Here is a 12,964-nt window from a genome sequence, read left to right as displayed (position 1 = left end):
TTAAATAAGTAGAAATGCCAATACTGAAAGACATAATAGATTGGGTAGAAAACAAGCCTTCATTTTGGCAAGTAGCTATTGACCGATTAATCCGAAATAATGAACTAACGAATACCGATATTTCTGAACTAAAGGAAATCTGTAAGGTTGATTTTAAACTTTCTGAGTTTGAATTTGATGCTGTTGACTTTGATGATTTGAGAGATTTTGCGGATAACTCTGCAAATGATGGCAATATCATACTTTCCAAAATCAAAAACATTGATAACATTAATGCTTTATCTAAAACTAGTGAATTGGAGTTTGCACCAAATGGGCTAACTATTGTTTATGGAGATAATGGTTCAGGAAAATCTAGTTATGTAAGTATTTTAAAGCATTCTTGTAACACAAGAGGTCAAAAACCTAGAATGAATGACAATTTGTTTGATCCTGCTTGTGCAGGAAATGATAAAAAGGCAGACATAGAATATACCTCTGATGGAATAAATTTCACAACTGTTAATCTTATCAATGGAACAGTAAGTGAAAACACATTAAAAAAAATTGATGTATTCGATACCTTTAGTGCAAATCATTATATCGAGGGAGAAGATGAAATAGCTTTTATACCTCAAGGGCTATCTATTGTGGAAAAATTGGCAGAAGCTGTAAAAAATATTGAAACACAATTAAGCATAGAGCTTTCCAATCCCTCAATGCGAAAGTTTGACTATGAACTATTAGAAGTTCCAGAAGGAACAACCGCAAAATTATTTCTTGAAAAACTAAACTTAAACTCAACTTTAAATGAATTGCGAGCAGAATCAATATGGAATTCTACAAAAAATGCAAGAATTGAAGCTGTTGAAAAGGAAATAGATAAATTAAAAGCAACTGACCCTAAGAAAAGCTTAAAGTCCAACGAAGAGAAAATCAAACGGTTTGAAATTTTAGTAAATAAGTTTCAAAATCTGGAAAACAACTTAATAGGTCAAGCTTTAAATAATCTGAAGGAGATATTAAATAATTTTTGTGTAGCTAAAGAAGCATTAAGGGAATCTTCAAACACAGCATTTTCAGATTTACCAATACAAGGTGTTGGAAATAATGCTTGGAAAATTTTATGGGAAAGTGCAAGGAAATTTTACAACGAAAGCACTCAATCAGAAAGTTTTCCCAATGTCTCAGAAGGTAGTAGTTGTCCACTTTGCCTTCAAGATTTAGAGGATGAAGCCAGAGAAAGATTTACAAAATTTGAAGATTTCGTAAAAAATGACATTCAAAAATCATTTGACGAAGCTAAAGAAAAATATGAGTCAGCAATTGAAAATTTGAACAAACTGGAGTTTAATTTTGAAGAACAAAACCCTATTTCTCTTGAATTAAATGAGCTAATTGAAAATTACTCGGAAAAACAAGCCGAATATCTAAATGTACTTTCAGAGCAAAAAGAATATATAGTTGGATTATTTAATTCAATGAAAACCATTGAAGACATTAATGCAATTGAAGTTGACAGCACCCCAAAAACTTTAATTAACGAATTAAATAAATCCTTATCTGAAGTGAATGAAAAATTGAAAGTTCAATCTATTGATGAAGATTTAAAGCCTTTATTAAAAGAACTAAATCAATTAAATGGTGAAAAGAAAATTTACGAGCATAAACCAAAATTAGCTCGTGAAATTTATAGACAAAAAAGAGTTGGCTTGCTAAATCAATGTGTAGGCAAATGTAACACTCGAACAATCACAACATTAAGCAATGAACTAACAACACGTTATATAAATCAGAATCTTAAACAAAATTTCAAAACAGAATTAAACAAACTTGGTTTTAAAAACATTAAAATAGAAACTGAAACAAAAGGACAAAGAGGAAAACAATATCACTATTTAAGACTTGATGAAAACAACTCAAATAATATTGCTTTAAAAGATATTTTAAGCGAGGGAGAACACAGGTGTATTTCTTTAGCTACATTCTTGTCTGAGTTATCAATTTCAGAACATAAAAGTGCAATTATTTTTGATGACCCTGTTTCTTCACTTGACCACAAATGGCGAAATAAAATATCGAAAAGAATTACAGAAGAAGCTCTTGAAAGACAAGTAATAGTATTTACACACGATATTTCATTTCTTTTAATGATTCAAGAACACTCGGAGAGTTTAAATTGTGCTTTAGATATAAAGAGTCTTACAAGGAAAAAGACGGAAACGGGACTGATAGCTAGTAACCCACCTTGGGATGCTTTACCTGTTGGTAAACGTATTGGACTATTGAAAGGTGCATATCAACAACTAGAGAAAATTGAAAGAACAGAAACTGAAGAAGTATATAAAGAACGAGCTAAAGTTCTGTATGGTAAACTTCGAGAAACTTGGGAACGGTTTATAGAAGAAGTCTTTTTAAATGGTGCAATTCAACGATTTAGTAGAGCTATTCAAACTCAAAGGTTGTCAAAAGTTATCGACTTAACAGACGATGATTACAAACTAGTTGATGCCAATATGAGCAAATGTTCTACCTATTTTACGGGACACGATACGGCAGGAACTTTGATTGAAGAAATGCCTGACTCTGATGAATTCCTTGCCGACTTGAAAGTTTTAGAAGATTACATTAAAGACATTAGGAAAAGAAGACAGTGAAATGAGCAAAGAAAATCAAAATAACGATTTACAGCCTATAAACAACTTTGTTATTTTCAAAACCGAAAGTGGCAAAGTAAATATAGACGTTTTTTATCAAGACAAAACACTTTGGTTAACTCAAAAAACAATAGCTGAACTTTTTGAAAAAGGACGTTCTACTATAACCGAACACCTTAAAAAAATATTTGAAGATGCCGAATTGGATGAAGCTTCAGTATGTCGGGATTTCCGACACACTGCCGAAGACGGTAAAACCTACCAAACAAAATACTATAATTTAAGAGCTATAACAGCGGTTGGTTACAGGGTAAACTCACAAAGAGCCATTGAATTTAGAAAATGGGCGACTGAAATTTTACACGAATATATCATCAAAGGTTTTGCTATGGATGATGAGCGATTGAAACAAATCAAACATTTTGGAGAAGATTATTTTGAAGAAATGTTGGAGCGAATCCGTGAGATTCGATTAAGTGAAAGACGTTTATATCAAAAAATTACGGACATTTATGCTCTATCTGCTGATTATGATAACAAATCGGAAATAACTCAACACTTTTTTGCTTCGGTTCAAAACAAGCTACATTGGGCAATAACAGGGAAAACGGCTGCTGAGATTATATATACAGAAGCAGATGCTACCAAAATCTATATGGGTTTAAAAACTTGGAAACAAGCCCCTGACGGAAAGATTTTAAAGAGTGATGTAACGATTGCTAAAAATTATTTGAACGTAGAGCATTTAAAAGCTTTAGAAAGAATAGTCACTTCTTATTTAGACTTAGCGGAAAACCGAGCAAGAAACAGGCAAGTAATGAATATGAAGGATTGGGATAGCTTTTTAGTTCAATTTTTGGAATTAGCGGATTATCCTATTTTAAAAGACAAAGGAAAAATATCAATGTTGGAAGCAAAGCTAAAAGCCGAAAGTGAGTATGATAAATTCCGTGTGATTCAAGACCAAAATTATGTTTCCGATTTTGATAAGGAAATGAAAAAAATAATAGACAAGAAAAAGAAATAGCCAATGCCAAATTTAGTACACGTAACATACGACCAAACAGGGAAAAGCAAAAGCACCAATGCGTTGGGGATGCGAGAAATGCAGGAGAAAGCTTATGAAGGCAGAACTGCCCAATATTTATTACTAAAAGCACCGCCAGCATCAGGGAAATCAAGGGCTTTAATGTTTATTGCTTTGGATAAATTAAAAAATCAAGGCATAAAAAAGGTAATTGTTGCCGTTCCTGAAAAATCAATTGGAGCATCTTTTGGGGCAACAGAACTTAAGAAGTATGGCTTTTTTGCCGATTGGAATCCAAATCCAAAATACAATCTCTGTGCACCGGGAGAAGAAAAAAGTAAAGTAACGGCATTTTTAAACTTTTTGGAATCTGAGGAACAAATTTTGGTTTGCACACACGCTACATTACGTTTTGCATTTGATGGTTTGGACGTAAAAAAGTTGAATGAAACTTTAGTTGCCATTGATGAATTTCACCACGTTTCAGCCGAAGGCGATAATATTTTAGGTCAGGTTTTGAAAAGCATAATGCACAATTCTACCGCTCATATTGTGGCTATGACGGGATCTTATTTCAGAGGAGATAATGTGCCTGTTTTAATGCCAGAAGACGAAGCGAAATTTACTAAAGTAACCTATTCTTATTACCAACAATTAAACGGCTATGAGTACCTTAAATCGTTGGGCATTGGTTATCATTTTTATACAGGTAGGTATTTTAAAAAAAATCCTGAAACAGGAATTTCTGCTTTGGCTGAAATAGTGGACGAAAATCAAAAAACAATTATTCACATACCGAGCGTAAACTCTGCTGAATCTTCAAAAGAAAAATACGAAGAAGTCAATCATATCATTGATGTTTTGGGTGAATTAGAATTTCAAGATGAAAAAACAGGCGTTTTGCATATTAAAAGCCACCTTACGGGCAAGACGTTGAAAGTTGCCGATTTGGTAAATGACAACCCAAAATCAAGGGATAAAATAAGTGCGTATTTACGTGAAGTAAAATCGGCAGATGATATTGATATAATCATTGCTTTAGGAATGGCAAAAGAAGGCTTTGATTGGCCCTATTGCCAACACGCTTTAACCATAGGTTATAGAGGTTCACTAACTGAGATTATACAAATTATTGGAAGAGCAACACGAGACAGCAACAATAAAATTCACGCACAATTCACAAACCTAATTGCTCAACCTGATGCACAAGATGATGATGTGAAACTTTCTGTAAACAATATGCTAAAAGCCATTACCGCATCATTACTAATGGAACAAGTATTGGCTCCAAACTTCAAATTCAAACTGAAAAAAGATGAAGATGATGAGAACGAAGAAGAAGACAATACAATTAAAATAAGAGGTTTCAAATTACCCACTTCTCAAAGAGCCAAAGACATAATTGATACAGATTTGAATGATCTAAAGGCAAAATTATTGCAAGACCCTCAAATGCTTAAAGCAATGCCGGGAAATGTTGAGCCGGAGGTTATCAATACGGTTTTAATTCCTAAAATCATCCGAGAAATATATCCCGATTTGAGTGATGATGATGTAGAAGCAGTTAGACAACACGTAGTAGTCGATTCTGTTATAAAAAACAGTACCATTGAAGAACAAGGCGACAAAAAGTTTATAAGAATGGCAGGCAGTTTTGTAAACATTGATGACATCCATATTGACCTAATTGATAGAATAAATCCGTTTCAAAAAGCGTTCGAAATTTTATCAAAATCGGTAACAACCCAAGTTTTAAAACTAATTGACGAGCATATTCAATCGACCAAAATTGAAATGACCGAAGAAGAAGCGATTTTGTTATGGCCAAAAATTAAAGAATGGGTAAAAAACAACAATGGAGAGCAACCGAACATTCAAGCATTTGACCACAAGGAAAAGAGAATGGCGGAAGCATTAGTGTTTTTAAGAGAATTGAAACGTAAAAAAGCACTAGAAAATGGCTAAGAAGAAACTAACAATAGACGATATTTTCAATGATGACGATTTTGGATTGTTAGATTCAAAAGCCAAAACTTCAACTGTAAAATCAGATGAGGACAGACTTATTGATTCGTTTGAAGAGATAAACGCTTTCTTTGATAAAAATAATAGAGAGCCAAATAAGTCGAGTATGTCTGAATATGGGTTGATGGCAAAACTGAAAAATTTCAGAGAAAATGAAGCTCAAAAGAAAATTCTAAAACCATTCGACAGGCACAACCTTTTGGGTTATGTGGAAATGGAAAAACAAACCATTGACGACATTTTAAATGATGATGATTTAGGTTTGTTAGATGCTGATAAAGATTTAGATATTTTCAAATTCAAACATACACCAAGACCAGAGGAAAGAGCCGAAGCAGATTTTGTTGCACAACGGAAACCGCTAAAAGAAAAGGAGTTTGAGAAATATGAAGTAATGTTTCAAAAAGTGCATAAAGAAATTAAAGAGGGTAAAAGAAAGATTTTGCCATTTACGAACATTGAAAAAAACTTACACGTTGGCGACTTTTACATAATGGATGGCTTACTGCTCTATTTAGAATCAGCGAATTTGAAAAAAGAAGAATGGGAGCAAAAGTCAGGCAATAGAGTAAGGATTGAAGGTAGAACAAGAACCATTTTTGAAAACGGTACATACAGTAATATGCTCTATCGCTCACTTGGTAAGCAAATCCAAAAAAACGGAAAATTAATTACCAATACTTATGAGAAAATAGAACAAGATTTGTTTGTGAACACAGGTCTTGTAAAGGAAGAAGATATACAATCAGGTTGGATTTACGTATTGAAATCAAAATCAACCAACTCACAAATTGCGAATATTAAAGACCTATACAAAGTTGGTTTTGCAAGTAATTCCGTAGATGAAAGAATAAAAAATGCTCGATACGAAGCGACCTATCTGTTTGCAGACGTTCAAAAAGTAGCGACCTATAAAATTTACAACAGAAATGCCGACAAATTAGAAGGTCTTTTACATAGATTTTTTGCCAATGCTTGTTTAGACATTGACTTGTTTAATGAAAAAGGACAAAGACTAAATCCGAGAGAATGGTTTGTAGTCCCTTTTGACGTAATTGAAGAAACAATCCAGTTGATTTTAAATGAAAATATTGTGAATTACGAATACGACCCATTGACAAAAAAAATAAAATTGAAATAGAACAATGCCAACGCTAAAAGCCATACACATTTGCAATTCGCACCAGCCAACCCTGCAACCAAAAATTGCAAAAGAGTATGTCTTTGCCAACGCTTACGGACAGACGAAAAAAGAACACCGAACGCACAACATCACCTATACGCAAGCAGGGGTTTCGTGCTTCGCAGGACAGGATAGTGGTAAATTTGAAGTTCAATTCTTCGTAGGAAGTTCAGTGGTTAAAATCCCTGCCTGCGTATAGCTGAGAACCGTTACCTGCAAGCATAAGACAATGACGCAATACACATACATATCATCGATTGACTATATTAACAACTTGACATTTGACTATGTTGAGACGTATTCATTTCAACGAGGAAGTGAATTTGAGGAAAACCATAAGACAAGTCGACCAGAATATGAGAAGTTAAAGGTTAGAAAAGACAAGCATAACGATTTGACAGTCCTTGAAGAAAAGCAATTTTTGGAATTGCACGACCTTTTTGGGTTCACTCAATATTTAATCAACGGCAAAGGACAATTTCATCCTTCTAGCACAAAGACTCATACTTTTAAATCGACAGACCCACAAATCGACAAATTGAAAAACATTTTACGAACTGAAATTATAGATATACCTGCATGGATGTGTGCGCCAATGTATCGTGACGCAATAGTTTTTTATGACAAGTTGAACCGAATTGTTTCGACCTTAAATGTTTGTTTGAGTTGTGAATATATGGAAACCAAAATGTTTAGTCACATAAATGGAGACAATAAAACTTACGACTTGTTGAGACAATATTTTATTGACCTTGGACATAAAATTGAAGACAGATAAATGCCAGCAGGTAACAGCACATTTGCAATAGGCGGGGTTTCGTGCTCCGCAGACAGTTTTGTGGTAGCCGAAAGTTTTGTGCTCCTATTAAGCATCAGTGGTAAAAATCCCGCCCATCGCAAATCTGCAAAACGTTAGGTGCAAGCGTAGCAGACGACAAACATCATTACAAATTTACAGACAAAATGGAATTACTACCAGTTGAAGAAATAAAAATCAATGAGACCAAAATAAATAGAATTGACCATTTAGTAAAGTCAATTTATCGACTAATTATATATAGCCGAAACCATTTGGATGACGACCTTTTAGACACATATTTGGCTAGTGTTCAAGAACTCGGAGAGCTTCTTACTTTGAAAAATGCACAAATGGAAGCTCAAAACGAAGAGGAGGCAGAGGAATATTTAAAAAACTTGAAAATATCGCTGGACTTTGTAATTGTGGAGATAATAACACACAATAATTTTGAAAAAGAATTACAACTTTTTCAACTTCTCCGTTTAGTTTCTCCTGAGACCAATGCCATTCACCCAAATCGTTATAGACAAACTTTAGTGCAAATAGGAGGACATATTTGTCCAAACCAAAACATCGTTCCGCAATTAGTTTCAGAACTTTTTTATCAAATGAAAAGTATAACAAATCCAATTATTAGAGCTATTTATTTTCATCACGAGTTAATAAGAATTCACCCCTTTGTTGACGGAAATGGACGAGTAACAAGAATTGCAAAAAACTGGATGTTGATGTATGATTTATATCCTCCAATATTCATTAATGATGCCCCACAGAAAAAAGAATACATTGCTACACTTTCAAAAAGTTTTAGAGAGCTGAGTAATTCGCCCAAAAAATGGAATGAGCATACTGAAAACTTTTTTGAACAAGAACTTAACCGTTTATTAGTTAATGCGACTTTACTTTATGAAACAGTAAATAAAATCGGACTAGAGAGAGAAAAAACAAATAAAAATCATAGCTAATGGAAGCGTACAAAATTCAAATTATTGAAAGCATAATTGCTTTGTTAATCTTCTTAATTTCAAAGTTCACACTAAGGTATTTTGTAAAACTTAAAATTTTGAAATCCTTTTTTAAAAATTCAGAAAAAAAGGATGTTTTAAAATTAATTAATCTCATACTAGCCGTTATATTTGTAATAATAATAGTAGCTATTTGGAGTGTAAAACAGGAAAATATATTAATTGTAGCTAGTTCTCTTTTAACTGTGTTGGGGGTTTCCCTTTTTGCAGAAATGTCTATACTTTCAAATATTACTGCTTGCCTGATACTTTTTTTTCAGCATCCTATAAAAGTTGGTGACACTGTTGCTATAACACACGAAGGAAAGGACATTGAGGGTGAGTTGATTGATATTACTTACTTTTTTGCATTCATAAAAACTCCTAATAGCGGCACTTTAACAATACCTAATGCTTTGTTTCTAAAAAGTTCATTTCGAATACTTGAAAAATCTTCAAAATCAGAGTATTAACATGCCAAAATAACACGCACTAATGAATTCTACAATTACCTCGAACAAAGGAACGCCAGCACCTAACAGCACCTACCCAAAAGGCGGGGTTTCGTGTTCCACAGACAGTTTTGTGGTTAATCAAACATTAGTTTTTCAAATCAATTTTTGTGGTAAAAGGCCCGCCCTTCGGGTAGCTGCAAAACGTCAAACTGTCTAAAAACCCTTCCTTTTTCCAGAAACGAATTTTCATAAAAATCAACCTTTTTTGATTGCCAAAAAACTGATTTTAGCTATCTTCAAGTATGAAATTCATTCAAGGAAAAGATCGAAATCAGACAGAGTTTTTCTGTTTAGATCAAGCGGTTTCAGAAGACAATGAAGTGCGATTAATCGATTTGTTTGTTGGAGCCATAAAGCTTTCAGATTATGGTTTCGATATGTCGTTTATAGAGAACGGTCGGCCAGCTTACCACCCCGCTGATTTATTGAAACTCTTTATTTATGGGTATTTGAACCGTGTTCGTTCATCCCGACAATTGGAAAAGGAATGCAAACGTAATATTGAACTGATGTGGCTCATGAAAGGTTTGGCGCCCGACCACAATACGATTGCCAATTTTAGAAAAGATAACCCAAGAGCTATCCGAAAAGTGTTTCATGCAACGGTTTCGCTTGCCAAAAACTTTGAATTGATTGGTGGAAAATTACTGGCTGGTGATGGAACCAAGTTGCGTGCACAGAACTCGAAGAAAAACAACTTTAACGAAAAGAAAATTGAGCGTCATATTGCTTATATTGACGACAAACTCAATGAATACAGTGCTATCCTGGCAAGTGAAGACAATGATTTAACAGCGGAGAAAAAGCAGGAAATCAACGCTAAAATCGATAAGCACAAGCAGTACAAGAACAAATACGAAGCATATAAAAAGCAACTCGACGAAACTGGACAAGTACAAATTTCAACTTCCGATCCCGACAGCAGACAAATGATTGTGCGCAATAACATAACTGAGGTGGCATATAATGTTCAATCGACCGTTGATGCAAAACACAACATTCCAATTGATTTTAAGGTCACCAATAAAAACGATTCAAAAGCCATGGGTGCAATGGCTCGCAGGGCTAAAACCATTCTTGGAAAATCAGATTTCACAATACTTTTCGATAAAGGCTATCATACTGGAACCGAATTCGATTACGCACACAAACAAGGGGTAGAAGTATTGGTAGCTTTCCCTGATGTTGCTTCACATGCTCCAGATATTTCCTTTGATGTAGAACATTTCAACTACAATAAGGAGCGCGATGAATATACCTGTCCAGCTGGAGAGTTGCTCACCACAAACGGTCGTTGGTACAACAAGGCAAGCGGGAAAACGATCAACCGCGTAAAACACTATAAAACAAAAGCTTGTTTGACATGCAGTCTTTTTGAAAAATGCACACGCAATAAAACGGGGCGTTTCATCGAGCGTTCGGAACACATGGATTTAATTGACGCAAACAAAAAACGACTTCAACGAAACATGGAAACTTACCGCAAACGACAAGCAATCGTGGAACATCCGTTCGGTGTCATAAAGCGTCAATGGGATTTTTATTATGTGATGACTAAAAAGACAATGAAACATGCAACTGCAGATGTTGGATTGATTTTTACCTGCTACAATTTGCGTCGAATATTCAATTTACTTGACCAAAATACACTCAAAAATTTCTTAAGAGAACTTGGTTTTCTATTTTTGATTCTGAGCAGCCATTTCAAGACGATTTGCGAAGATTTTAAAGAAAGGATTTACTCCGAAACATTTTGTGAAACAAGTTATACAGCGCTCTTAAAACAGGTATATTTATCCAAAAAACAGATTGTTTAGAATCTTAAAATGGGTTTTTAGACAGACTGACGTTAGCAGTAAATATAGAAAATGAGAGCACTTTTAACATGTATCATTACCATATCCATTTTGAGTGTTTCGCTCAATTGCTACTCACAAAACCCATTTGACGAAGACATTTATCAAACTGCATTTCGAAAAGAAATTATTTCAAGTAATAAAGTCAAAACAGTTTTTGTTATTGAAAATCTTGAAGGAGTAATTGACACCATATCTTCAAGTTTTGACAAAAATGGGAATGAAGTGACAAATCAGTTTTTCTCGAGAAAAGACACCGCTTCAAAAATTGAATATAAAAAAAAACATCAATTTGTTTATGACTCTTTAGAGCGAATCATTAAAATAATTAATCCCTCCAATTATAATGTAAAGGAGATTCTATTTGAATATCTAAACCGAAAAGTAACTATGATATATGTTTATAATGACGCAACACTAAAAAATGATATATATATAAGGTTTTATAACTCAAACGGGAATCTAATTAAAGAGACTCGTCATTTTTCATGCGGTATTAATTTGACTTTTAAATATAAATATGACAATCGAAATCTACTGATACAAATAAAGAATGCCGACAAAACAATTCACAAGGTATATTATGAATTTTGGGAATAAAGCTACTGCTAACACACGTCTAGCGCAAGAGCCGGTATCTTGATTACGAAAAACGAATAATTGAAAACAAAACGATCTTGGATCGCAAATAATATTAATTTTAAACTCGGCTCCTTCTCCAAGCGTGAGCACGTTAGCTGCAATTAACCCAGACTACTCAATGAAGCCAACAGAAATTTGGACAACAGAATTAAAAAACGGAATTTTTGGTGGACTAACACCAATTATAGACCCATTTGACAATACAAAATTTTATATTTCGGACGGTTGGGGTTCATCTTATCCTTCAATGAAATTAAGACAACTTTCATTTGAGGACGGAAAAGAATTGAAAACAGTATCAATTAAAAATTCTGTTCGTTGTTTATATTTCAACCCTGACAAAACAAACATTTTCGCGATTTCTGACAATAAAATTTTTCAAATTAATAGAAGGGACTTTTCAGTTATCAAAAAGTTTGAAAAAGGCATCCTAAAATATAGCGATTACATTTCATCAAATGACAAGGATACGCTTTTATTAATGAACTATAATGCCGACTTTCTCTTTGTTTACAACTACGAAAACGAGACAGGACTTAAAAAAAAGCTAAAGACTTGTAGAGGAATTTACAAAGAAAGTGAAAATACATACTTTATTTTTTGCCCTAGAATTGGAAGCATACAACAATATGATTTAACTACTAACAAGCTAAAGGAGGTTTTGCATACTGGAATTTTTCACAGTGCATATAAAAGCAAAACAGACAAATTTTATCTGCAATTGGGAAAAGTAGTTGAAGCCACTTCAAACACACCTGAAAGAATTGGACCCATAAATCAAATTAACATTTGCTCAACATTAAACCTAACAAACAATAGAGAAATTAAATTTGAATTTCATTTTGATCAATTCGTTGTTTCCGAAAATGAAGAAATGCTATATCTTATTCACAATAATAAAATTTGGGTTTATTCGCTTATAAAAAACGAAATAGAAAAAGAAATAATACTGAACGAAAAAGTAAAAATTGCTCAACTTTTTGACGAACAAGAGGTGTTTATTAGCTATGAATATCTCAAACCAAATATAATAACCTGTTGGAAATTTTAACTGCCGCTAACAGCACCTACCAGTAATTGGCGCGGACGTGGTCATCGCAAAGCCATTTATTGCCTGCTTCGCAGACCTTTAATTTGTTTTGGCTTTGCTAACAAACATTTGTATCTTTCAATAAACATTTGGAGGTATAAACAGTTGAGTGTTCCAAACGCCAACTACTGGTAGCCGCCAAACGTTAGCGGTCATCCCCCTACCATTTCAAAACGGTTGAGTTTTG

The 12,964-nt window shown here is 33.8% G+C and carries 10 protein-coding genes; all 10 read left to right on the top strand.

What is annotated here, in order from left to right; translation table 11 throughout:
- Positions 1 to 14: 14 nt before the first annotated feature.
- Entirely contained in the window at positions 15 to 2,636 is a 2,622-nt protein-coding gene (locus tag FLUTA_RS18910; RefSeq protein WP_013688513.1) for an AAA family ATPase, read from the top strand.
- 1 nt (position 2,637) lies between these two features.
- Positions 2,638 to 3,663 (top strand): virulence RhuM family protein, encoded by a 1,026-nt coding sequence (locus FLUTA_RS18905; RefSeq protein ID WP_013688512.1) that lies wholly within the window; start codon positions 2,638 to 2,640, stop codon positions 3,661 to 3,663.
- Positions 3,664 to 3,666: 3 nt separating this feature from the next.
- Entirely contained in the window at positions 3,667 to 5,628 is a 1,962-nt protein-coding gene (locus FLUTA_RS18900; protein ID WP_013688511.1) for a DEAD/DEAH box helicase, read from the top strand.
- Entirely contained in the window at positions 5,621 to 6,829 is a 1,209-nt protein-coding gene (locus tag FLUTA_RS18895) for a GIY-YIG nuclease family protein (protein WP_013688510.1), read from the top strand. The genes FLUTA_RS18900 and FLUTA_RS18895 overlap by 8 nt, the downstream gene beginning before the upstream one ends.
- A 271-nt stretch (positions 6,830 to 7,100) precedes the next feature.
- Positions 7,101 to 7,649: a hypothetical protein gene (locus FLUTA_RS18885; RefSeq protein WP_013688508.1), complete on the top strand. Its 549-nt coding sequence runs from the start codon at positions 7,101 to 7,103 to the stop codon at positions 7,647 to 7,649.
- Between the two features lie 185 nt (positions 7,650 to 7,834).
- Positions 7,835 to 8,635, top strand: a complete 801-nt coding sequence (locus FLUTA_RS18880) for a Fic family protein (RefSeq protein WP_013688506.1) — start codon at positions 7,835 to 7,837, stop codon at positions 8,633 to 8,635.
- Positions 8,635 to 9,147, top strand: a complete 513-nt coding sequence (locus tag FLUTA_RS18875) for a mechanosensitive ion channel domain-containing protein (protein ID WP_013688505.1) — start codon at positions 8,635 to 8,637, stop codon at positions 9,145 to 9,147. The genes FLUTA_RS18880 and FLUTA_RS18875 overlap by 1 nt, the downstream gene beginning before the upstream one ends.
- Before the next feature lie 284 nt (positions 9,148 to 9,431).
- The gene (locus FLUTA_RS18870; RefSeq protein ID WP_013688426.1) at positions 9,432 to 11,006 is read left to right on the top strand and encodes an IS1182 family transposase; all 1,575 of its coding nucleotides are present in this window, start codon (positions 9,432 to 9,434) and stop codon (positions 11,004 to 11,006) included.
- A gap of 51 nt (positions 11,007 to 11,057) precedes the next feature.
- Complete coding sequence (locus FLUTA_RS18865) at positions 11,058 to 11,645, top strand: hypothetical protein (protein WP_013688503.1); 588 nt, start codon at positions 11,058 to 11,060, stop codon at positions 11,643 to 11,645.
- A 289-nt stretch (positions 11,646 to 11,934) separates the two neighbouring features.
- Complete coding sequence (locus tag FLUTA_RS18860; protein WP_245545457.1) at positions 11,935 to 12,738, top strand: hypothetical protein; 804 nt, start codon at positions 11,935 to 11,937, stop codon at positions 12,736 to 12,738.
- The last annotated feature ends 226 nt before the right edge of the window (positions 12,739 to 12,964 follow it).

This window comes from Fluviicola taffensis DSM 16823 (assembly GCF_000194605.1).
GTDB classification, from domain to species: domain Bacteria; phylum Bacteroidota; class Bacteroidia; order Flavobacteriales_D; family Crocinitomicaceae; genus Fluviicola; species Fluviicola taffensis.
Note: the sequence above shows the minus strand (reverse complement) of the source record. Positions and strands in the feature narration are given on the sequence as shown.

Excerpts from the sequence above, each read along its gene's own strand:
- FLUTA_RS18910 (WP_013688513.1), top strand. The coding sequence starts at position 15 with ATGCCAATACTGAAAGACATAATAGATTGGGTAGAAAACAAGCCTTCA.
- FLUTA_RS18905 (WP_013688512.1), top strand. The coding sequence starts at position 2,638 with ATGAGCAAAGAAAATCAAAATAACGATTTACAGCCTATAAACAACTTT.
- FLUTA_RS18900 (WP_013688511.1), top strand. The coding sequence starts at position 3,667 with ATGCCAAATTTAGTACACGTAACATACGACCAAACAGGGAAAAGCAAA.
- FLUTA_RS18895 (WP_013688510.1), top strand. The coding sequence starts at position 5,621 with ATGGCTAAGAAGAAACTAACAATAGACGATATTTTCAATGATGACGAT.
- FLUTA_RS18885 (WP_013688508.1), top strand. The coding sequence starts at position 7,101 with ATGACGCAATACACATACATATCATCGATTGACTATATTAACAACTTG.
- FLUTA_RS18880 (WP_013688506.1), top strand. The coding sequence starts at position 7,835 with ATGGAATTACTACCAGTTGAAGAAATAAAAATCAATGAGACCAAAATA.
- FLUTA_RS18875 (WP_013688505.1), top strand. The coding sequence starts at position 8,635 with ATGGAAGCGTACAAAATTCAAATTATTGAAAGCATAATTGCTTTGTTA.
- FLUTA_RS18870 (WP_013688426.1), top strand. The coding sequence starts at position 9,432 with ATGAAATTCATTCAAGGAAAAGATCGAAATCAGACAGAGTTTTTCTGT.
- FLUTA_RS18865 (WP_013688503.1), top strand. The coding sequence starts at position 11,058 with ATGAGAGCACTTTTAACATGTATCATTACCATATCCATTTTGAGTGTT.
- FLUTA_RS18860 (WP_245545457.1), top strand. The coding sequence starts at position 11,935 with ATGAAATTAAGACAACTTTCATTTGAGGACGGAAAAGAATTGAAAACA.